This window comes from Cellvibrio sp. ATLC23, from assembly GCF_057196725.1.
Window position 1 is genome coordinate 76,281 of the sequence record NZ_JBXUOS010000001.1, and the last position, 22,209, is coordinate 98,489.

The 22,209-nt window shown below is 47.9% G+C and carries 16 protein-coding genes; 6 read left to right on the plus strand and 10 right to left on the minus strand.

All coding sequences use genetic code 11. The features are described 5' to 3' along the window. Positions 1–62: 62 nt before the first annotated feature. From AC2CG4_RS00350 to yciH, 9 genes are all read right to left on the minus strand, one after another. Positions 63–2,255: a protein kinase domain-containing protein gene (locus AC2CG4_RS00350; protein ID WP_484484362.1), complete on the minus strand. Its 2,193-nt coding sequence runs from the start codon at positions 2,253–2,255 to the stop codon at positions 63–65. Positions 2,256–2,377: 122 nt separating this feature from the next. Beyond that, a complete protein-coding gene (locus AC2CG4_RS00355) occupies positions 2,378–4,891 on the minus strand; it encodes a YgiQ family radical SAM protein (protein WP_484484363.1) in 2,514 nt (837 codons plus the stop codon). 71 nt (positions 4,892–4,962) lie between these two features. Further along, the gene (locus AC2CG4_RS00360; RefSeq protein WP_484484364.1) at positions 4,963–5,484 is read right to left on the minus strand and encodes an FMN-binding protein; all 522 of its coding nucleotides are present in this window, start codon (positions 5,482–5,484) and stop codon (positions 4,963–4,965) included. Positions 5,485–5,546: 62 nt separating this feature from the next. After that, on the minus strand, positions 5,547–6,773 hold the full coding sequence (locus AC2CG4_RS00365) for a porin (RefSeq protein WP_484484365.1): 1,227 nt from the start codon (positions 6,771–6,773) through the stop codon (positions 5,547–5,549). A gap of 227 nt (positions 6,774–7,000) precedes the next feature. Continuing rightward, positions 7,001–7,327: a rhodanese-like domain-containing protein gene (locus tag AC2CG4_RS00370; protein WP_484484366.1), complete on the minus strand. Its 327-nt coding sequence runs from the start codon at positions 7,325–7,327 to the stop codon at positions 7,001–7,003. Between the two features lie 38 nt (positions 7,328–7,365). Beyond that, positions 7,366–8,451 (minus strand): AI-2E family transporter, encoded by a 1,086-nt coding sequence (locus tag AC2CG4_RS00375; RefSeq protein ID WP_484484367.1) that lies wholly within the window; start codon positions 8,449–8,451, stop codon positions 7,366–7,368. Positions 8,452–8,637: 186 nt separating this feature from the next. Next, positions 8,638–9,174, minus strand: coding sequence for a hypothetical protein (locus tag AC2CG4_RS00380; RefSeq protein WP_062060632.1), 537 nt, complete (start codon positions 9,172–9,174; stop codon positions 8,638–8,640). A gap of 77 nt (positions 9,175–9,251) precedes the next feature. Beyond that, positions 9,252–9,473, minus strand: a complete 222-nt coding sequence (locus AC2CG4_RS00385; RefSeq protein ID WP_484484368.1) for a DUF3820 family protein — start codon at positions 9,471–9,473, stop codon at positions 9,252–9,254. 2 nt (positions 9,474–9,475) lie between these two features. Next, the gene (yciH, locus tag AC2CG4_RS00390; RefSeq protein ID WP_484484369.1) at positions 9,476–9,805 is read right to left on the minus strand and encodes a stress response translation initiation inhibitor YciH; all 330 of its coding nucleotides are present in this window, start codon (positions 9,803–9,805) and stop codon (positions 9,476–9,478) included. A gap of 99 nt (positions 9,806–9,904) precedes the next feature. Here yciH and AC2CG4_RS00395 point away from each other — a divergent pair, with 99 nt between their 5' ends. The 3 genes from AC2CG4_RS00395 to AC2CG4_RS00405 all read left to right on the plus strand — a co-directional run bounded on the left by AC2CG4_RS00395 (position 9,905) and on the right by AC2CG4_RS00405 (position 14,113). Continuing rightward, on the plus strand, positions 9,905–11,092 hold the full coding sequence (locus AC2CG4_RS00395) for a serine hydrolase domain-containing protein (RefSeq protein WP_484484370.1): 1,188 nt from the start codon (positions 9,905–9,907) through the stop codon (positions 11,090–11,092). Positions 11,093–11,128: 36 nt separating this feature from the next. After that, positions 11,129–11,350, plus strand: a complete 222-nt coding sequence (locus AC2CG4_RS00400; protein WP_484484371.1) for a SlyX family protein — start codon at positions 11,129–11,131, stop codon at positions 11,348–11,350. 195 nt (positions 11,351–11,545) lie between these two features. Continuing rightward, on the plus strand, positions 11,546–14,113 hold the full coding sequence (locus tag AC2CG4_RS00405; RefSeq protein ID WP_484484372.1) for a putative bifunctional diguanylate cyclase/phosphodiesterase: 2,568 nt from the start codon (positions 11,546–11,548) through the stop codon (positions 14,111–14,113). A gap of 17 nt (positions 14,114–14,130) precedes the next feature. On the opposite strand, the gene AC2CG4_RS00410 is transcribed toward AC2CG4_RS00405, so the two are convergent. After that, complete coding sequence (locus AC2CG4_RS00410; protein WP_484484373.1) at positions 14,131–15,615, minus strand: M48 family metalloprotease; 1,485 nt, start codon at positions 15,613–15,615, stop codon at positions 14,131–14,133. A gap of 213 nt (positions 15,616–15,828) precedes the next feature. Here AC2CG4_RS00410 and AC2CG4_RS00415 point away from each other — a divergent pair, with 213 nt between their 5' ends. From AC2CG4_RS00415 to aceE, 3 genes are all read left to right on the plus strand, one after another. Continuing rightward, on the plus strand, positions 15,829–16,089 hold the full coding sequence (locus AC2CG4_RS00415; RefSeq protein WP_484484374.1) for a sulfurtransferase TusA family protein: 261 nt from the start codon (positions 15,829–15,831) through the stop codon (positions 16,087–16,089). Between the two features lie 122 nt (positions 16,090–16,211). Next, complete coding sequence (locus AC2CG4_RS00420; protein ID WP_484484375.1) at positions 16,212–19,106, plus strand: insulinase family protein; 2,895 nt, start codon at positions 16,212–16,214, stop codon at positions 19,104–19,106. Between the two features lie 451 nt (positions 19,107–19,557). After that, entirely contained in the window at positions 19,558–22,209 is a 2,652-nt protein-coding gene (gene aceE, locus AC2CG4_RS00425) for a pyruvate dehydrogenase (acetyl-transferring), homodimeric type (RefSeq protein ID WP_484484376.1), read from the plus strand.

The following is a 22,209-nucleotide window of genomic DNA, read 5'->3' on the forward strand; positions in this document are numbered from 1 at the left end:
CATAAAACCGATGAAAATAAAAAAACCGCTGATGAGAGTCAGCGGTTTTTTTATTAGTTGAATTAATTATCCCGTTTGAAAATGCTGTCAGTAATTTCCCGGAAGATATTGCGCCTACGTGGTCTTTGCTCATTTTTAATTGCATTATTTTTTTGCGCTGTTGGAATGTCTTGCGCCAGCCTGAAGCCAATAGATTTACGCGATTTATTTGCGCTAATCCCAACTTGAGAATAAGCGGTAATAGCCTCTACTTTGCTTGCAAATGAGCCGCCGCGCACCGCGCGTTTTAGGCACGCTGGCGCAGGTGTTTTATCGGCACAGTCGTTAACCCATTCGGCAACATTGCCAGCGGTGTCGTGAATGCCGAAATCATTTGGCGGAAAACTTCCCACGGGTTTGGTTTTGTTATCAAAAAAACTTGCCAATAATGATTTGCAGCCATGACGGCAGTTGGCTCGTTCTTTTGCGTCATCTTCATTATTGCCCCACCAATAACTACTGGTGGTATTGCCGCGTGCGGCATATTCCCATTCGCTTGCGGTAGGTAAACGGTAATATCGTCCAGTGGTTTTACTAAGCCAATTTGCATAGGCCATAGCATCATCCCAACTAATATTCACCACTGGCCGTTCGCCGCGGCCCCAGCCCATATCATCAGGTAGTGCCCGATTGGTCGCCAGCGCAAAAAAATCGTATTCATTAAATGTGATTTCGTAGCGGCTGATTAAAAAATCCTTATCGATACGCGCTGTTTTGGCCGACTCGGTAGTGGCGTCGCCCATTAAAAATTCACTAGCATAAACATCGACCATTTCCGGAAGCGGGAGTTGATTTCCATTCGCGCTCAGGTTTGATTTTTGTAGCGCTATTTCCCAGTGTTGATTGTGTGAATTGAGCCTTATCCACTTGGTTTTAGTGATGTAGCCGGGATGGCTTATTTCAATGTGATAAGCACCAGGAGGCAAACTTACCCCTTGGGAATATTTTTCTTTAATATTGAGTATGCGAACCCGCGCTTCAGCAGGGATAGGATTAATACTTAGCGATAAGCGCTTAGTGTCCTGCGGTGCGCTAGTCGAGTTGCTTTTGCTGCTGCCAGACAACTGCGCCCACTGTTCGCGTGTACTGTTGTTGGGGCGATCGCTAAAAAAAACAAACCCAATGATTATTAATGTGAGAAAACCGAGTGAGCCATAACGCCAGTTTATGTGTCTACGTTTATCGGTTAATTCAGCTGATACTTGTTCGTTAAGATGATTGGATGGCGCTATTAATGTTTGATCTAGTTGTGATCCGGCTATGAGCCTAGGTTCTGCTGCGATGTTGAAAAATCTATTTTTTATTTGTTTGATATTTGCAGTAGCTTTTTTTGAAAAAACAATAAGGTTTTGCTGAAGATGATTTCCCAAACTTGCTAATAAATCCACTGGCCTGGTAGTGCTGCTGGTGACGAGTAAGGATTTATTATTGTTAATGATAGGGTTAAGCCTATCTATTAACTCCCGTGCTGTTTGAAAGCGTTGTTCCGGATTTTTGGCGAGCAACTTATCCATAATGGGTTGCAAAGCAAATAAACGCAGCGGAAGTTTCGGTGCCTGTTCATGAATATGTTTTATGCCCAGCGCAAGCGAACTGTCCGCTTGAAATGGGCGGCTGCCAGTGAGCATCTCATAAAGCACTACACCAAGGCTGTATAAGTCTGAACGACCGTCGCTGGTTTCTCCTTTTGCTTGCTCTGGGCTCATGTAATAGGGGGTGCCGATTACCGCGCCCACTTGCGTCATGTTGGCTTTCGATTTAATGGTACGCGCTATACCAAAATCAGTCAGTACTGGTGACTCGTCTTCGCGGAATAAAATATTTTCCGGTTTGATATCGCGATGCACATAGCCCTTGCTGTGGGCATGCTCCAGTGCGGCGGCAATTCCCAGAGTAATTTTTAATGCGGTTTGTGTTGTGATTCCTTGCGCGATTTTTTCATCCAGAGAGCCTTTTGGTAAAAACTCCATGGAAATGTAATTAAATTCCTGATGCCGACCAATATCGTAAATTGGAATGATATTCGGGTGGGAAAGCTGGCCGATAATGGTTGCCTCCCGCTGAAAGCGCTGGTGAAACTCAGGGTCTTTATCCAGCGATGGTTTCATTATTTTTAATGCGACCGTGCGTCCAACACTATGCTGGGTTGCAAGGTAGACAGTCGCCATACCACCACTGTTAATTTTCTTGATAAGGGTGTAGCCAGGGATTTGCATGGTTAGAAATAAATCAGATTTAAGTGGGCAAGTGGGGGATGTAAGGGCGGCCAGTTTAACGAAATTTTCTGAATGGAAACTGGCTAATTTGCACAAATCCTTTTGTGCAAAGTGATGATTTTTTATTTTTTAGGTGTGCCCGGTTTACTGCGGGAGTTTTTTCCTGCGGGGCGATTATTGCTATGTTGCGGCTTGTTTGTTTTGCTGCCAGTAAATTCTCTTTTCGCTGGTGCACTAGCACTTTTAGCTGTGGTGGTTTGTGCATTGAATTTTTTTGCACTTTCAAATTTATCACCAAAGGCTTTTGCTGCCGGTTTGCTGGCTGTTTTAGCGCTAGTTTGTTGATGGCCGCTTTTGCTCGCAAATTTTCCTGCTGGTTTCCCTTGCTTGCGAGCGTTGGGGTTGTGGCCGCGGCCAGTATTGCGCGCATCGGCCTGCTCATCTGGAATCAATGCTGAAGCGCTATTGCCGATCAAATGCGGTTTGCGCATGGCGCGCAGGGCTTCACGGATAATCGGCCAGTTGGCTGGGTCGTGGTAGCGCAGCAGGGCTTTTTGCAATCGACGCTGTTCTATGCCGCGCGGGATATTAATTTTTTTGCTCTTGTAGGTGAGTTTTTTCAGCGGGTTGCGCTCGCTCACGTACATCGCCGTGGCGAGTGACATAGGCGATGGATAAAAGGTTTGCACCTGATCCACTTCAAAGTTGTTTTTCTTTAACCAGAGCGCAAGGTTGAGCATATCTTCATCGCGCGTGCCCGGATGCGCGGCGATAAAGTAGGGAATTAAAAATTGTTCCTTGCCCGCTTCTTTCGAGAATTGATCAAACATGCGTTTGAACTCGTAGTAGCTGCTCATCTTCGGTTTCATCATTTGCGAGAGCACACCTTCCTCGGTGTGCTCCGGTGCGATTTTTAAATAACCGCCGACGTGATGAGTCACCAATTCTTTAACGTATTCCGGATCGAGCACGGCCAAATCATAACGTAAACCCGATGCAACCGACACCCGTTTAACGCCGCGAATTTTGCGCGCTTCGCGATACAAGTTAGTGGTGTGTTTATGGTCGGTCGTTAAATTTTTACAAATGGTTGGATATACACACGACAAACGACGGCATTTAGAAAGTGTCGGCATATCTTTGCAAGTGAGGCGATACATATTCGCCGTGGGGCCGCCCAAATCTGAAATGTGGCCGGTAAAGCCGGGCACCTTATCGCGAATATCTTCAATTTCTTTGAGGATCGATTCCTGCGAGCGGCTTTGAATAATGCGCCCCTCGTGCTCGGTGATCGAACAAAATGTACAGCCGCCAAAACAACCGCGCATGATATTGATCGAGGTTTTGATCATCTCGTAGGCGGGGATTTTTTGTTTGCCATACACCGGATGGGGTACACGCGCGTAAGGCAAATCAAACACACCATCGAGCTCGTCGGTTTCGAGCGGGATCGGCGGTGGGTTAATCCAAATTTCGCGGTTCTCGTGTTTCTGAATCATCGGCCGCGCGTTGTAAGGGTTTGCCTCTTGGTGCAAAACCCGTGAAGCGTGCGCATATAAAGTTGGGTCTTTGCGCACCTTATCGAAGGAGGGCAGGCGCACGTAGACTTTTTCGTTATCCACCAAATCACTGCGATTTTGCAGCGGCATCGGAATAATGCGAATGGGTTGCGGTTCATTCGGGTCAAAGGCTCTTTCGCTTTCAATGCCCTGCGCTGGGCAGCCTTGGGTGGCTAATTGATTGGCAGCTTCCGGGTTCAGCGCGGCGATCTGCTCGGCCATTTTTTCCGGATCGAGCTGGCGCAACCCTACTTGCGAATTGTTGATGTCAGTTTGTACGACATCGACTACGGATTTGGCGTTGTGTTGATACTCATAGGGGTTAGGCAATTTATCGATATTGCCCGGCCAATCGATGCGGGTGGAATCAATTTCGGTCCAGCCAGCGGGCGGTTCTTTTTTGATAACCACGGTGCCGCGAATACTGTCCAGCTCTTTCACACTTTTGCCGGCAGCGAGTGAATGCGCCACTTCGGCAATGGCGCGCTCGGCGTTGCCGTACAACAAAATATCGGCGGTGGCATCGATCAGCACTGAACGGCGCACCTCGTTACTCCAGTAATCGTACTGGGCGATACGGCGCAAGCTGGCTTCGATACCACCGAGCACAATCGGCACATCTTTATAGGCTTCTTTGCAGCGCTGGCTGTATACGGTCACGGCGCGGTCGGGGCGTTGGCCGCCCATGCCGCCGGGGGTATAGGCATCGTCGGAGCGCATGCGTAGGTCGGCGGTGTAGCGGTTGATCATCGAATCCATATTGCCCGCGCTCACCCCAAAAAACAGGTTGGGTTTGCCGAGGGCTTTAAAGGGCTCGGCGCTGCGCCAGTCGGGCTGGGCGATAATGCCCACACGAAACCCTTGGGATTCGAGAAAACGGCCAATCACCGCCATACCAAAACTCGGGTGATCCACATAGGCATCGCCGCAGACGACGATAATGTCGCAGGTCTCCCAGCCGAGTTTGTCCATTTCGGCACGGCTCATCGGCAGAAAGGGCGCGGGCTTATAGGTTTTAGCCTGGGCGTGGATATTGGGTTTTGGGTAGGAGAAAAGGTGTTTGGCGGTACTGTTCATGCTGGGGGCTGCGCTGGGTAAGAATCAGGCGGCCATTGTCCCAGAAATAGACCTTTGGCAGTAGGTTTTTCTCAGTTATCTGTATTAACCAGAGCCTGTTGATGCAGGTAGAGAGCAAGTGTGGCGATTTTTTTCATCGCACGTACCGATAGGGTTGCGCCAGAGATGCCATCGATATTGCGATCCAGATTGCGCATATCGTCCTGCAGTTCGGCGTCTAGAAACTGTTTGGTGAAAAAATCGTAGCGAATTTCACCGCCACGGCTTTCGCGGTATTCCATGACTTTAATGGTCTTGATGCGGTTGTCGGTGATAACTACGCCGATGGTAATAGGTTGTTCTTTGCCTATCTCTTGCAGTACCCAGAGGGTCGTGTCGTCGGCCTGTTGATAGCTAATACGTAGAGGTAATTTGCGTTTCCAGATGGCTTCAGCTGTGGTGCGCTGCTCGCCTTGTAGCCAGAGCGTTTTGGCGGTTGCCGAGGGCAGATATTGGGCGATAAGTTCGGCTTCAGTAATGTAGCTACCGCGCTGGGCAAAAACATGTTGCGCGCTGAAGAGCAATACCACTATGCACATCAAAAACCGCATCATTTACCTCTGCAAGATTTGCTGTAAGCAGAACCAGAGGTGGCTCTGGTTCTGCGATCTACAACTTAGAAGGAGTAGCCAACACCCAGGTTGAAACCGGCGTATTCATCTTTACCTGCTGGAACTTCTTGGCGCATTAGGTCAAATTTGAACACAGTAGTCTCGCTGAGCCAGAAGTTGGCGCCCAAATTCCATTCGCTGTAGTTGGAATCGGCACTGTCACCTGCTTGGTTGTCCCACTCGTTGTAGCGAGTGAAAATACCCCACTGTTCGTTCAAACGTAGAGATGGCTCTATGTACCAGCCCGATTGCTTATCGGCGCCGCTGGCGACGGTATTGATGGCATCATCGATATTCCATTGGGCATAGAGCGCACGCAGGCCAAAGGGGCCGTTTTGGTACACGGCGTGAGCTTCAAACAGGGTTGCACCAATTTCGGTGGCCCCGGCACCTTGAGTGAAATCTTCCTGCAGCTGCACACTGGCTGCGAGCTCTAAACCGGGAATCGCTGTGTACTTCAAACGACTGGTATAAGCGAAAGAGTCAGCTTTTGCTTCCGATACTTTTTGGCGGCCATCGCGCACCTGGAACTTACCGGTAGCCAAAGCCAAACCAGAGTGAGCGGCAAAGTCGTAGCTTAAACCCTGTGCCAGTTCACCAGTGAAAGCAACGCCACCCTCCCACCAAGTGCTGGGGATGATTTTGTTTTCTACGCTGTTGCGCTCTACACCGTAAAAAGTGTCTGGCTCATGGGTTTCATTGATGATGCCTACAGGTACTAAAAACACCCCTGATTTGAGGCTGTGTTTAGCGGAATAGTCCCACTCTACATAGGCTTGCTCTAATTCAACTTCGCCTTTTTTACCTTCACCAGCTACGCCATGCTCCAGCTCAAATTCGGAGAAGAAGCGCACTGTGTCGCTGAATTCGTGGCTGAACAACAATACAAAACGGTGAAAATCCATTTCTTTTTTATCGCTGCCGCCGGGCTTATCGTTATTCCAACGGTTTAAATGCAATTCGCCATAGCCACCAATAACAGTTTTGTTTTGATTGCTCGCGGTGCTGCTCAGATCTAGAGCTGCGGCAGTTGATTCGACTTTTGCATCGGTCGCATCGGCTTTTTTAGCGGTTTCTTGTTGTTTTGCCTTGAGTGCATCTAACTCGGCTTGCTGTTCTTTAATAATCTCCCAGAGTTGAGCGTTGCTAGGCGTTTGAGCCTGTTCATTGGCGGCGCTGGCGTTGAATGCCACTAGACCTAGAGAAAGTGCCAGCAAAGACTTTTTAAACATAGTTTTACCCTTAAACGTAAAAAGAATGATTCGTATTTGCGCTCATCTTAATTATTTCGAGAGTTAATATCAACTGAGATTGCATCTCAGTCATACAAAGTTCGTGTTACGAGGTAAATGGCTGTTTGAGCAAATTTGAGCGAAATGGTGCTGGAGGGATGGATCTGACGATACAGAGGAGATGATGACAAGGAGCCGTTACAGGAGATAACGGCTCCGCATTAAGGCTAATCTTGAGCTTGTCTGATTAAAATTTGTTCGTAGCCGCCTTCGTTCACGGTGTTGGTAAAACCCATGGTTTGCAATGTTTGTTGGGCAATGCCGGAGCGATTGCCTGAGCGGCAATAGAGATGAATTGTTGCGTCTTTGTCGGTAGTTACTTCAGTTATACGCGCCGCAATTTCCTCGTAGGGAATATGCACCGCACCGTCAATATGACCTGAGTTAAATTCGTCGGTGGTGCGGACATCGATCCAAATATCTGTAGCGAGTGTGAGGTTAGACATAATCAGTAAAAGCCCTGTGATAAATAAACGGTAGAAAGTGTTAGGCATAACAATGTCCTTCATCAAGTGTAATCGGTTGATGATAATTATTGGTCATCGCCAGAGTGTGCATGAGTGACTTCTTGTACGGCGATAGGCCATGCATAGAGAATAGCTTTTACCAGTGTTGCAAGCGGGATTGCAAAAAATATCCCCCAAAAGCCCCATAGCCCACCGAATACCAACACCGCGAGAATAATTGCGACCGGGTGTAAATTGACGGCTTCAGAGAAGAGCAGGGGAACCAACACATTGCCATCCAACGCTTGAATTACGGTGTAGGCCAGCATCAAGTAAATAAATTCCGATGACCAGCCCCATTGAAAGTAGGCGACCATGGCAACTGGCAAGGTAACTACCGCAGCGCCTACAAACGGAATCACAACCGATAGTCCAACCGCAATCGCCAGCAGCGCCGCATAGTGCAGCCCGAGCAGTACAAACACAATATAAGAGACGGCGCCCACAATTAAAATTTCGATCACTTTGCCGCGTACATAGTTGGCAAATTGTTGATTCATTTCTTGCCAGACTTTGGTCATCATCGGGCGATTTTCGGGAAGGAATTTGCTGCCCCAGTTGATGATGACCTGGCTGTCTTTGAGAAAAAAGAACACCAGTATCGGCACTAATATCAAATAGATTAATAAGCCGATCAGCATGGGAATATTGGTCACGGAAAAACTGACAACACTTTGCCCGAGACTGCTGATCTCCGTTGTCATAGAGCTAAACACTTGTTCTAATTGGCGCTCGCTAATCAGTTTTGGGTATTTTTCTGGCAACAGCATCAGCAGTTGCTGCCCTTCGATAAACATGCGAGGTAATTCGCTAAAAAAACGAACCAACTGGTTCCATAAAATGGGCAATACCAGCAACAAAAACGCACTCAGCATTAACATGAGCACGGTAAAGGCGATACTCACCGCCAGCCAATGCGGTGCGCCCCAGCTGCGTAGGTGTACAACTAAACCCTGCATTAAAAATGCAATCACAATAGCGGCGATCATTGGTGCTAACACTTGCCCCATGCTAAGTACTGCAATAAGCCCACAGGCAAGCAGGAGTAAAAGCAGGATGGCTTCTTCATTGGAGAAATATCGATCAAGCCAGTTGCGAAAAATTTTAATCATAGCGATTGGTGTGCCTTGGAGGATTAACTAAAACTCAGCTGGGTATATAGCTTTAAGGTCTTTAGCATAACAAGCTTGGGGCGTTCCCGCGCGCTAAAAAATGTAATGCCTTGGCGGTATCTGGCGATCAAAACAACTGCGCCCGCAAGAGCGGGCGCAATCTGGCATTTCTGATGAGAGGAGATATCAGGCGCTAGCGAGTAAACGATCGTATTTGCGGCTGAGCATATCGTAAAACTGCTCGCGGACTTGCACTATGGTGTTTTTCAGCGCGGTTATCTGCTCCAGTGAAATATCCTTGCGGCCAATATAAACCTGCTTGCGGTATACCGCGATCTTGGCGCCGTACAAACGCAGGCTGCGCTCCAGATTTTTTTCTCCCAGCATCAATAATTTAGCTTCGGCTTCGGCCAATTTTTTAAATTCGGCGACCAGTTCGCTGTTGACTGCATCCAACTCGGCGCGGCGTGCCTGTGGCCAGCGCTCTCCAAATTGGATGGACTCCACCACCAGCGACGAATATTTGGCGAAGATGTGGGTGACCGTACCCACTTGGGTGGATACGTCTTCCAGTATCTGCAAGCGGCGATTGTCGCGCGCGCTGGCGACCGGTTGCGGGTTGCTGCGGCGCAGTACAACCCAAGCAGTTGCAGCGGCGATAATCGCTCCCAAGCCGATTTTTAATGAGGTGTCAGTAATTTGTAGAAAAAGCTCGCTATTCATATGTTGGTGCCCCTCTGTCAGAAAAACGGCGGTTTTGATTCGTTAACAGAGGTTTAGCAAGAAATAGGCCAGCCATCTCAACGAAGCGGTTTTAATAATGGCTCCAGCCCATTCAAACGAATCTCATACATTAACCCCAGCAATTGGCCGAGTTTGCCTTTGGGGAAGCCCTCGCGCCCCATCCACATCAAATAATGTTCGGGGATGTCGGCAATCATATGACCGGCATATTTACCGTAGGGCATAGGGGTAGTGACTAATTCTTTGATGAGTTGGGGGTCAAACGGAAACTCGTCCACGCTCAACCGCCTGCCAATTTTACGGTGAAACCGCGTTTTTCCAGCTCGGCTTTGAGTTTGTCGCGCTGGTCACCTTGAATTTCGATTACGCCATCTTTCAATGAACCGCCTACGCCACACGTAACTTTGAGGGCTTTGGCGAGGTCTTTTAGGTTGGCTTCATCCAGCGGCACGCCGGTAATGGTGGTGACGCCTTTGCCATTGCGACCGGCGGTCTCGCGGCGGATGCGCACTATGCCATCGCCCTGAGGGATGGTTGCAGCGGGTCTGTCTTCTTTGATGCGGCCGGTCTCGGTGGAATAGACAAGGCGGGAGTTTTTATCTTTGCTCATGATGATCGCTCGCAGGAAACTAGCTGCCAATTCTAACCTCGGGCACTGGTAGAATGCGCGCAACTTTTTATTCGTTCCTCATTTGATAGAGATTTTGCTATGACAATTAACGGCCAATGGTTGCCGCAGTGGCAACCGCTTGTCGATGCCTTTGCCGCTAATTTCTCCCCAGAACAAGGCGAGGAGGGTGCCGGGCTGGCGCTGGTGCACCGGGGGGAATTGGTGGTGAATGTGTGGGCTGGCCAGCGCAGTAATAAGCTCGCTGGAATAGAGCGAGCCGATTGGAGTGAGGATACGCTGGTCAATATTTTTTCAGCCGGTAAAGGTCTGGTGGCTTTGTGCGTATTGCAGCTGGTGGCCGAGGGCAAGTTGCAGTTGGATGAGCCGGTCGCCAGCATCTGGCCTGATTTTATACAAGCAGACAAAAGCTCAATCACTTTGCGACAGCTGCTGTGCCATCGCGCAGGCATGTCGGCGTTTCATCAGCATATAGCCAATGAGCAAATTTTTACTTGGGATGTAATGGTAAATGCCATCGCTGCCGAGTCGCCTTGGTGGGAGCCAAATACGGCGCAGGGCTATTCGCCGTTTATGTTCGGTTGGATTTTGGGTGAGCTGGTAAAACGCGCCAGCGGCTGTGCAAGTTTTAACGAGTATTTCCAGCAGTATGTGGCGCAGCCTTTGAACGCGAATTGTCATTTTGGTGTGCCAGACTTTTTATTGGATAGTGTTGCGGATACCGGCCCACTTAAACGCCCCTTGGGGGTGATGGCGAGTTCTACCGGCGCCGATAGCATCGCGCTTGGGAAATTAATGAAAGCTGATCCGCGCGGCGTCACCAATCGCGCTTTTTCTAACCCGATCGGTTTAATGACCGCGACTAATTCGCGTGAATGGCGGCAGGCGCAAATTCCGGCGGCAGGCGCCCATGCCGATGCGCGCGCCCTCGCCACTATTTACGGCGCTTTAGCAAATGCGCAGCAAAACTTATTAGCTGAATCTGCATTGCCTTTGTGCTGGCAAGAGCAGACCTTTGAGCAGGATTGCACCCTCGGTTTGCCATTGCGTTTTAGTCATGGATTTATGCTTTCACAACCGGATCGCGCTGATTGCCGCTACGGTCGCGGCGCACGCGCCTTTGGTCACCCTGGTGCGGGCGGTTGTATCGGTTTTGCCGATCCGGATTTTGAATTGGGTTTTGGTTACGTCACCCATCGCATGGGCAATAGAATTTTAATCGACGAGCGCGCGGTGCGTTTGATCGATGCCGCTTACGCAATTCTCTGATAAAGCAGTTCTCGAATAGAGAAGAGGAATTAAAAAATGTCTGATATTGAAGAGCAATTAATTGATGTGCAAACCCGTGTTGCTTACCAGGAAGATACGCTGGCGCAACTAAACGAGGTGATTACCAAGCAGGATGCCGAGATAGTTCAGTTGAAACAGCAGATGCGCCTGCTCGCCCAGCGCTTGGATGAGCTGGCGCGTGACCCTGCGCAGGGAGGAGATGTTGAAATTACCAATGAGAGGCCGCCGCATTATTGACAGTTGTTTTTAATGATTTCACCACTCTTTTTGAGAAGCAATTATTTGGCGGATATTGGCAGCTGTAATGGCGCTTAAATTTGCACAAATAATAATAACGATGAACTAATGCTTTATGGCAGCGCAATCAAAAAAATCTTGTCTACACTTTGTATTTGACAAGTCTTAATTGCGCACAGGGCGACTTCATCCACTATGCAACACTCCAATTCCACGAGCGGCACAGCAAACCGATTGCCGAGTGATCTCGCCATTGAGCGCGTGCTGAATTCATCCAGCATTGCGTCTTGGAATATGGATGTCATTAGCGGCGATTTGTACATCTCGCCTGAGCTCATTGAATCACTGGCTGAGGTCGTGCCGATATTGTCGCGCCTAGCTGATTTGTTGGTGCTATTGCCCAAAGCTGATAGATACGTGTTTCTACAGGCCTTCAATACTGACCCTCAGGATCAGGATACAGAGCGCCTGCGCTCTTGCGATGTGCGCTTGACAGGGATTGTGGGTGAGCCTCGTGTGCGATTTGTCGGGCGCTTGCAAATAGATCCGGATACCGGCATGCGTCGTTTTACGGGCATGGTTATCAGTGCTCATCATCTCCTTGCAGGAGTTGGTGAGGAGTATGCGCTGCAATTTTTGTCCGGCTTGTTCGCCGAAAGCCCCATTCCTAGTCTCATTACTGATCGGCACGGTGTCATTCTTCATCTTAACCAGGCGGTAGAGCGATTATTCCACCTATCCCATCGTCAAGCTGAAAGCGCTGCGGGTTTTTATTCTGTTTTGCGCGATAAGCGAATTGCTGCTGATACGGAATTATCGGCAGCGCTTCGCTCGGTTTATTTTGAAGGGGCGATACAAACACTGGAGATGAACTATTCCTTAGGCAATATTCATCGCAGTCGCTTTATTTGCGATAAAAATTTATATTTTCGCGCAAGTTTTTTACCTATTCGCGATCGGCACGGCAATGTCGAGCGGGTATTAATACAGCTGCAGGATTTGTCGCGCGAAAAAAGTGCGCGCGATGCATTGCAGGAAAGCGAGGCCAGCTACAAAGCATTTATTACCAACAGTTCGGAGGCTATCTGGTGTTACGAAATGCAACCTCCAGTTGCGATTAATTTGGAGTTGGAAATACAGGTTAAAAAAATCGCCCAGAGCGCGAGTTTGGTTGAGGCAAACAATGTGTTGTTGCGTATGCTCGGCGCTGATTCATTGGACGATATATTGGGTATGGGATTAATGGAGAGCGGTTCAACCAACTATGTATTTGATATCCATTATTTGGTGAATAGCCAGTACAAAATGATTGATCACGACATAGTGCGGCAAGATCATCGCGGGAAAAATTATTATTTCCAGATTTCTTGCACGGGCATTGTTGAAGATGGCTACTTAAAGCGCGTATGGGGGACTACTAAGGATATTACTGCGCGCAAACGCTACGAAGAAAGGTTGCGCTACCAATCTTTTCACGATGCGCTCACCTCTCTACCCAATCGTGAAAAGCTTTACGTGGATATGGAAGAGTGTTTTGCACAGCGTAATGCCGATCAAATCAGCGCTTTGTTATTAATCGATCTTGATCGCTTTAAAGAAATTAACGATACGCTTGGGCACAATGTGGGCGATCACCTGCTGCAATTGATTGGCCCGCGCTTAGCGAATGAAATGGCTGAGGTGCCTGGTACAGTGGCGCGTTTAGGTGGCGATGAATTTGCTGTGTTTTTGCCGCGTATTCGCAGTAGTCATCAAGCAGTAGTGTTCGGGCATCGACTATTGGATGCGCTCGCACAGGAATTTGATTTAGATGGCTTTACCACGCAAATATCGGCGAGTATTGGAATCGCAATCTCACCGCAGCAGGCGCAAGATCATCATAGTTTGATGCGTTATGCCGATATCGCAATGTATTACGCCAAGAGTCAGATGCTGGGCTTATCGATTTACAATCCCGAGTATGATCCACACTCAACCAAGCGTCTGGCGATGGTTAGTGAGCTGGGGCGCGCCATTCGTGAAAATCAATTGTGTTTGTACTATCAGCCTAAAATATTGTTGGGCGATCAGCGTTGTTACGGATTTGAAGCGTTGATCCGTTGGATTCATCCCGAATTAGGTTTTGTTCCTCCCGCTGATTTTATTCCCATTGCCGAATTAACCAGTTTGATTCATCCGCTGACTGCATGGGTGTTGGAAAATGCGATCGAGCAGTGCCGCCGCTGGCAGAATCAGGGGATGTCGTTAAGTATTGCGGTGAATTTATCGGCGCGTAATTTAATGGACGACAATATCACCAAGTTGGTCCAGCGGCTCTTAATTAAATATCAGTTGCCTCCTTCTCGTTTGGAGTTGGAAATCACTGAAAGCTCTATTATGACTGACCCGGCGCGCGCTTTACGAAATTTAGATGCACTGCATGAATTGGGGGTGCACTTGGCTATTGATGATTTTGGCACGGGTTATTCTTCTCTCGCCTACCTTAAGCGTCTTCCAGTACAAACGCTAAAAATAGACAACTCTTTTGTGCGCAACATGTTGGAGGATTTACAGGACGAACTGATTGTTAATTCCACCATTCATCTCGCCCATAATTTAGGTTTAACGGTTGTGGCTGAAGGGGTGGAGAATGAAGAGTTACTGGTGCGCCTCAGCGAAATGGGGTGTGATGAAGCGCAGGGTTATTTTATTGGCAGGCCTATGGCCGTGATCAATGCCGATGAATGGATAGTTGAATCCGGGTGGATAAAACAGCCATCGTAATAGATGGCTGTGTGAAATCAGAAACCCTCGGCTTGCATTTGCGCGGTAACATATTTCAACCGCTCTTCAATTAATGCAGTGCGATAGCTGTTCCCTTGTGTCATTTTCAAAGCGTTGCGCAATTGGATTTGTGCGCGGTCATACACACCGTTCAAAATAAAATATTCTGCGCGTGCTTCATGCACTCCGAGAATATTGCCTGCTAAGCCATTAACCTCAGCCAGCAAATACCACACATAATCATCATTGCTGCGTTTGCGTGAGTAGCGATCCAGAATGTCTGCACATTGCTGGTAAAGGCCTGCTTTCATTAGTGCTTCCGCATGGCGAATAATTAACGGGTAGCTATTGGGATGCTGTTTTAATTGCGTCTCAAGAATATCCAACCCGGCCTTGTAGCGCTCGGCGGCGACTTCAATATCTGCCCGCATAATTTGATAGGTGACACGGGTAGGATCTTTTTCAAGTAGTGGCGCGAGCGCATTGCGGGCAGCATCAAACTGGCTGGCCTCAGTTAGCGCTAACGCCAGCCCATAGCGGCTGGCATCCGGGTTGTCACTTTCTTTATCCAGTTCACTTTTGAACATTCTTGCCGCAAGTTGCGGTGTTTCTTCTGCCTTAACTCTAACGCGGGTGCGCACCAACAAAAACTCAAGATTATCTTCTACTGGCTTGCGTTCGTACTGCATTGCGCGGTTGCGCGCATCGGCCACACGGGTTTCGCTTACCGGGTGGGTGAGCAAATATTCTGGTGGGCGGCGATTGAGACGGTTGGCGCGCACCATCTGCTCGAACATATCGGCTGCTGCGTAGGGGTCCAGGCCGGCTTCAACAATTATCTGCATACCAATGCGATCGGCTTCTTGCTCATTTTGACGGCTAAACGCAAGTGAGGCCTGCTGTGCGGCAGCTTGAGTGCCCATAATGGCAGCCATACCTGCATCGCTATTGCTATTTGCGGCTAATACCAAGCCAGCGAGCATGCCGGCCAGCATGGGCATCATCATGTTTTTTTGCTGTTCCAGTCGCCGTGCATAATGGCGCTGACTCAGATGCCCCAATTCATGCGTGAGCACGGCGGCTAATTGGTTTTCAGTTTTGGCATACATTAGCAGGCCGGTGTGTATACCAATGATATTTCCGGGTACCGCAAAGGCGTTAAGCGTGTTATTTTCGGCGACAACCAGATCTATCCGCTTCTCACTCAGCTGGCTGTGAGGAATCAGACGTGCAAACAGTTGCTCCAGATAGTCGATAATCATGGGGTCAGATGAAGTAGGTACTTGGCTGCGATAGGCTCTGAGCCAGCGCTGCCCCAGCATTTTCTCCTGGGCGGGTGAAATCATAATCGAACTGGTATCGCCTAGATTGGGTAGTTCTATCTCCGCACGGCTTGTAAGCGGGTTGGCAATTAAGCTGCCAACCAGCATAAATGCAAGACTAACTGGTGTTAGTAAGTGTTTGCTAATGGTCGAGATATGGTGCTGAAACGAGGTTAACACAGTGCTGATCGACTCCTGCTGGAATCCGCCTTGATAGATTTGGCGGCAAAAATTAGGGCGTAACTCTAGCCTTTTTGATGCGTAAAGACTAGGTTAGCAACCTTTTATGACCATAAGCTTGATCGCTGGTTCGATTCCTTTGGCAATAATTGCCGATAGCGGCTTAATGGTTGGTTCGTAAAGGTTCTTTGCGCTCTATATAGGTAGCATGTTTTGACTGACATTATTGACTGCTATACACACCCTGTCGCTCGACAGTTGGATACCTGTGGCCTGCGCTGCCCGTTGCCGCTGCTCAAAGCAAAGCAGGCTTTGCGCGATATGGCTACTGACCAAGTATTGCGAGTATTGGCAACCGACGCAGGTTCAGTACGAGATTTTCAAGCTTATGCCCAGCTAAGTGGGCAGACATTATTAGCGTTTGCAGAGCGGGATGCGGTGTATTGTTATCTGCTTAAAAAAACTGCGGCTTAGCGCCAGCGCGTGAAAATTGATTAATCAGTAGGTTGTCGTACAGAGACTACTGATAGCTAAGTGAGTTTGTTATGGTGAAATTGTGGTGCAGATGTAATCTGAGATTGTGTGCCTCTAAATTGGTGGCAGTTGCATTCCTGTTCGCCAGCCAACTATTGGTGGCTCAAGGCGGCAGTGTAGAAAACAGTAGGGCGCAGAGCAGTGTTAATTCCATCTTTAACGCAACCATCGATCTTAATACCACCAGGGGTGTTATTAAGAGTGAAAACGATAAACGTTCATATCGCTATTTAGTATTAGATAATCAACTGCGGGTGCTTTTGATATCGGATCCTGCCACTGAAAAATCGGCCGCCGCATTGGACGTGAATGTCGGTGCAAATCAAAATCCTGAAGATCGCGCTGGTCTCGCTCATTTTCTTGAGCACATGCTATTTTTAGGAACTGAAAAATACCCTCTCGCAGGTGAGTATCAAGAATTTATCTCCCAGCATGGCGGCAGTTTTAATGCCTATACTGCAGCGGAAAACACCAATTATTTTTTTGATATCGATAATGATCAACTGGATCTTGCGCTAGATCGTTTTGCGCAATTTTTCATCGCCCCGCTGTTTAGTGCTGATTATGTTGAACGCGAACGCAAAGCGGTAAATTCTGAGTATCTCGCTAAATTAAAAGACGATGGGCGGCGTGAGTGGGATGTATATCGTGAACTGATGAACCCTCAGCATCCCAGCGCAAAATTTTCTGTTGGTAATTTGATGACGCTGGCGGATAGAGATGGGCGTCCAGTACGCGATGATATGATTGCGTTTTATCAACAACATTACTCATCGCATCTGATGAGTTTAGTCGTGCTAGGGCGCGATAGTCTGGATGCTCTTGAAGGCGGAGTCCGTGCTCGCTTTGGTGCTATTCCAAAGCGGGACATCAATATTTCCAGTCATTATCCTTCGCTGTTTGATAAGCAGCGACTGCCTGCCAGTGTCGCCATAAAGCCAGAGAAAGAACTGCGTCAGCTTTCTTTTAATTTTCCTATTCCTAATCCAGATCAGTTCTACGAAAAAAAGCCATTTGCCTATATCGCCAATCTCTTAGGAAGTGAAGCGGAAGGTAGTTTGTTGTCGCTGCTCAAACGGTTGGGCTGGGCCGATGCCCTCTATACCAGTATTGGTTTGCAAAGCCGTAAAGATGCGGTTTTTCAGTTGAATATTCAATTAACACCCCAAGGAGTACGTGCTCGCGACCAAATTGTATCCTTGGTGTTTCACTGCATAGAGCAGATCCAGCAGCGCGGAATGTCGTCATGGCGCTATAGCGAATTGCAGCAAATGGCTGATTTAAATTTTCGTTTTCAGGAAAAGAATGCACCAATTCAAACGGTTAGTGCATTGGCTGAATCGATGAAGGTCTACACACCGAGAGATATTTTACGCGGCGACTATCTGTACTCGGTTTATGATGAACGATTAATTAAGAAAAGCTTGTCGTATTTGAGTAGTGATAATTTACTCTTGGTATTGACTGCGCCAGATGTGGAGCCCTATCGCATATCGGCATTGTACTCTGCGCCATTTGTAGTGCGCGCCGGCATTCCTGAATTGCTGGACTTAAAGCCAGCGGTGCGCAAAGAATTATTTTTACCAGAAAAAAATATTTTTTTACCGAAGCGATTAACAGTGAAACCCGGCTCTCTTTTGGATGAGAGCAGTGTAGCTGATGCCCAGCCGCAGCTTATTTTAGATAGTAAAAATATGCAGGTGTGGTATGCGCAAGATCAGCAATTTATGCAGCCGCGCGCAGCGATTAATTTGCGCATAAAATCACCACTGGTTGCCAGTAGCGCAGAAGGTGCTGCACAGGCGCAATTGTTTGCTGCCTTGATTTCTGATCAGCTTAACGAATACGCATATCCGGCAAAACTGGCAGGCATTGATCACAATGTAGTGGCAAATTCGCGCGGTTACGACATTAGCGTTTTTGGTTACTCAAGTCGTCAAGGCCTGCTGATGAATAAAATCATGGAAGTCATGCGCACCAGTAAATTTAAAGAAGAGCGGTTTTATCTAATTAAAGAAAGTTTGTTGCGCGCTTGGCGCAATCAGAACAAAGATTTGCCTTATCAGGTTCTTGCCAAGCAAATACCAGTATTACAGTCCGCGCCTTACTGGAGTAATGCGCAACTAATCGCAGCACTGGAAAATAAAACATCTGAGCAATTCGCTCAATTTTCCAATCGACAGTTAATTGATGCAAAAATGGATGCGCTTTTTTATGGTAATTATTTTCGCGCTGAAGCGCTAAAGCTTGCAGTTTTGGTTGAGCATGAGTTATTAGGTCGCCAGACCGGGCGCGATTTACCCCCCACAAAGTTATTGCTCTTACCTAAAGGTACAGATAAACCTTGGCTTTATACTCATCCGTTAGAGCATGGCGATAAAGTGGTTGAGCTGCTTATTCAAAGTCCATCTCTGTCAATTGATGATACAGCGCATATGATGCTTGCACGGCAATTACTGCAGCCCGCGTTTTATAATCAGTTGCGCACAGAGAAACAATTTGGCTATGTCGTGGCCGCTGCGGCAGCGCCACTACTTAATCTTGAAAATAGTCTGCTTGTTGTTCAATCCCCTAATGTGACTGAACAAAAAATCATTCAAGAAATTGATCTGTTTTTAGATGAGCAATACGCGCAATTACTAGAGGGTTTTAACGCGAATCAGCAGTCACTGGTAAAAAAATTGCGCGAACCTGCGCGTTCGCTGAAAGAGCAGGGCGAGCGTTACTGGAGCGTAATTACTACCTTCGATAGTCACTTCTCTCGCCGTCTTGAGCTTGCTGATGCAGTAGCGCGCATCACACCTGATTCGCTCGCTGATTTTTATCGCGTGGTATTTATGGATAAAAACAGAAGGCTCTGGTTAACATCGAATGCTCTTTTGGAGCGTGAAAAGTTTTTTCGTGTTGATGATTTGCTGATCCATAAACGGCAGATGCAAAGTATTGCACTGCCCTGATGGGTGCATCCTGGGATATATACAGCCCGTAGTGCTAAGTTCATTTGTTCTAATGCCGTTTTTTGGTGCAAGCAAAAAGAAATTTATCATTATTTTTACTGATAACTGCTTGGTGAATCACAAAACTTTGGGTAATAATGCCAGCCCTGTTGCGAACGTGTTTTTTTAACAGCGTAGCTGTATTTAAAGCGCTTGGTTCAGCGATTTGTGCACTAAAGTTGTGCCCCTCCAGAGTGTTACCAAATTGGCTAGGGCTGGTAAAAAATTCCCATTTATGCAAGAATTCGGGGATTTTTTACACAAGTAAAAGGAATATTCCTCCTGTAACTCCATGAAATTTCTGCTCATTTTTCAGTGAGTGAGTGAATTTTGTGCGATGCCCAGATCCAAATTCCTGTTTAGATACTACTGCTACGTGATATGCGCTATGCGCATAGCTGAGGAGATTTGAATGCTACAAGATATTGATGCCATTGAAACAAAAGAGTGGCTGGACGCCCTAAAGTCAGTCGTACGTCACGCCGGTAAAGACCGCGCTGCTGAGTTGTTGAAATCACTGTCTGAGTCCGCCGTTAACCATGGCATTGAACAGCCTTCATCTATTCGTACTGCCTATCGTAATACCATCCCTGTCGAACAAGAAGTTGATTATCCCGGCGATTTGAAAATGGAGCGCAAAATCCGCTCAATCATCCGCTGGAATGCTATGGCTATGGTAATGAAGGCCAACGACAATGATGATGGTTTGGGTGGTCACATCGCTTCATTTGCGTCTTCCGCTACTTTATACGATGTAGCATTCAACAACTTTTTCCGTGGTAATGACGGTGAAGTTCCCGGCGACTTGGTGTACTTCCAAGGCCACGTGTCACCTGGCATGTATGCCCGTTCTTATGTTGAAGGGCGTCTTAATGAATCCCACTTGGATAACTTCCGTCGCGAAGTGAACGGTGGCGGTTTGTCGTCTTATCCTCACCCATGGTTAATGCCGGACTACTGGCAGTTCCCTACCGTGTCTATGGGCTTAGGGCCAATTAAAGCAATCTATCAAGCGCGTTTTAACCGCTATATGGAGGCCCGTGGCCTTACTCCGGTAAGTGACCGCAAAGTATGGGCATTCCTGGGCGATGGCGAATGTGACGAGCCGGAAAGCTTGGGTGCAATTTCTCTCGCGGCGCGTGAGAAGCTCGATAATCTAATTTTTGTGATCAACTGTAATTTACAACGTTTGGATGGCCCGGTACGCGGCAACGGCAAGATCGTGCAAGAGCTCGAGGGTGTATTCCGCGGTGCTGGCTGGAACGTGGTTAAAGTTCTTTGGGGCTCTGGATGGGATCGCTTGCTCGAAAAAGATAAAACTGGCCTGTTGCAAAAGCGCATGGACGAAGTGGTCGATGGCGAGATGCAAAACTACAAGGCTAATGGCGGCGCTTATACCCGTGAGCATTTCTTCGGTAAATATCCGGAACTGCTGGAGTTGGTAAGCGATATGTCTGACCAAGATATTCTATATCTTGCGCGCGGCGGCCATGATGTTAAAAAGGTCTACAACGCTTACCACAATGCCGTGAATACCAAAGGGCAACCTACGGTTGTGCTTGCTCAAACCGTTAAAGGTTACGGTATGGGTTCATCGGGCGAAGCGATCAACAAAACTCACTCTGCCAAGTCTTTGGCGGTGGAGGATTTAAAGAAATTCCGCGACCGTTTTGAGTTGCCGTTTAAAGACGAAGAATTGGCTGCACTGCCTTACTATCGTCCAGCCGACGATAGCCCTGAGATGCAGTATATGCACTCTCGTCGCAATACCCTGAATGGTTATTTGCCATCGCGCAAAGCGGACTTTGATCCAATTGTGGCGCCTGCGCTGGAGGCTTTTGCTGCCCAGCTGAAGAGCACTGGCGAACGCGAAATCTCTACCACCATGAGTTTTGTGCGGATTCTGTCGTCCCTGGTGAAAGACAAACAAATCGGCAAACAAATTGTGCCAATCGTACCGGATGAAGCGCGTACCTTTGGTATGGAAGGTATGTTTAAAACCATCGGTATTTATTCATCCGAAGGTCAAAAATATACTCCTCATGATGCTGGCCAAATGATGTCTTACCATGAGTCGGCTACCGGCCAGATTCTGGAAGAGGGTATTAACGAAGCAGGTTCTATGGCCTCGTGGATTGCTGCAGCAACTGCTTACAGCAACTACCGTGTACCCATGATTCCGTTCTACATTTACTACTCCATGTTTGGTTTCCAACGTATCGGTGACTTGGCATGGGCAGCGGGTGACTCGCAAGCGCGTGGTTTCTTGCTCGGTGCTACCGCTGGCCGTACTACTTTGAACGGGGAAGGCTTGCAGCATCAGGACGGCCACAGTCACGTAATGGCGAATACCATTCCTAACTGCCGCACCTATGACCCAACTTATGCTTATGAGTTAGCGGTGATCATTCAGGACGGCATTAAGCGCATGTATCACGATAAAGAGAATGTGTTTTATTACATCTCTTTGATGAATGAAAACTATCAACACCCTGAAATGCCAGAAGGTTCACAAGAGGGCATTATCAAAGGTATTTATCAATTGGAGAAAGGTACTGGCAAAGCCAAAAACCGTGTTCAATTGATGGGTGCTGGCACTATTTTGCGTGAAGTGCGTTTTGCCGCAGAAATCCTGCGCTCTGATTTTGATGTTGAAGCCGATGTGTGGAGCGTAACCAGCGTGAATGAACTGACTCGCGATGGTCAGCGCGCTGCCCGTTGGAATCTATTGAATCCGACTGCAACTCCACGCAAACCTTATATCACCCAAGTGTTGGAAGCAGCTGAAGGTCCATTCATCATCTCAACCGATAACTTGAAAACCTATTCTGAGCAGTTGCGGGCCTTCATTCCAGGTTCCTACACCGTGCTGGGTACCGAAGGTTTTGGTCGCAGTGATACCCGTACCCAATTGCGTCATTTCTTCGAAGTAAACCGCTACTTTGTGGTGATTGCAGCACTTAAATCTTTGGCAGACCAAGGCAAGATTAAAGCCGATGTGGTCGCCAAGGCCATCAAGAAGTTTGGCATTGATCCGGAAAAAGCGGATCCAATGAGCGTATAA

Coding starts and splice junctions, on each gene's coding strand:
- AC2CG4_RS00350 (WP_484484362.1), bottom strand. CDS start 2,255: ATGCAAATCCCTGGCTACACCCTTATCAAGAAAATTAACAGTGGTGGT.
- AC2CG4_RS00355 (WP_484484363.1), bottom strand. CDS start 4,891: ATGAACAGTACCGCCAAACACCTTTTCTCCTACCCAAAACCCAATATC.
- AC2CG4_RS00360 (WP_484484364.1), bottom strand. CDS start 5,484: ATGATGCGGTTTTTGATGTGCATAGTGGTATTGCTCTTCAGCGCGCAA.
- AC2CG4_RS00365 (WP_484484365.1), bottom strand. CDS start 6,773: ATGTTTAAAAAGTCTTTGCTGGCACTTTCTCTAGGTCTAGTGGCATTC.
- AC2CG4_RS00370 (WP_484484366.1), bottom strand. CDS start 7,327: ATGCCTAACACTTTCTACCGTTTATTTATCACAGGGCTTTTACTGATT.
- AC2CG4_RS00375 (WP_484484367.1), bottom strand. CDS start 8,451: ATGATTAAAATTTTTCGCAACTGGCTTGATCGATATTTCTCCAATGAA.
- AC2CG4_RS00380 (WP_062060632.1), bottom strand. CDS start 9,174: ATGAATAGCGAGCTTTTTCTACAAATTACTGACACCTCATTAAAAATC.
- yciH (WP_484484369.1), bottom strand. CDS start 9,805: ATGAGCAAAGATAAAAACTCCCGCCTTGTCTATTCCACCGAGACCGGC.
- AC2CG4_RS00395 (WP_484484370.1), top strand. CDS start 9,905: ATGACAATTAACGGCCAATGGTTGCCGCAGTGGCAACCGCTTGTCGAT.
- AC2CG4_RS00400 (WP_484484371.1), top strand. CDS start 11,129: ATGTCTGATATTGAAGAGCAATTAATTGATGTGCAAACCCGTGTTGCT.
- AC2CG4_RS00405 (WP_484484372.1), top strand. CDS start 11,546: ATGCAACACTCCAATTCCACGAGCGGCACAGCAAACCGATTGCCGAGT.
- aceE (WP_484484376.1), top strand. CDS start 19,558: ATGCTACAAGATATTGATGCCATTGAAACAAAAGAGTGGCTGGACGCC.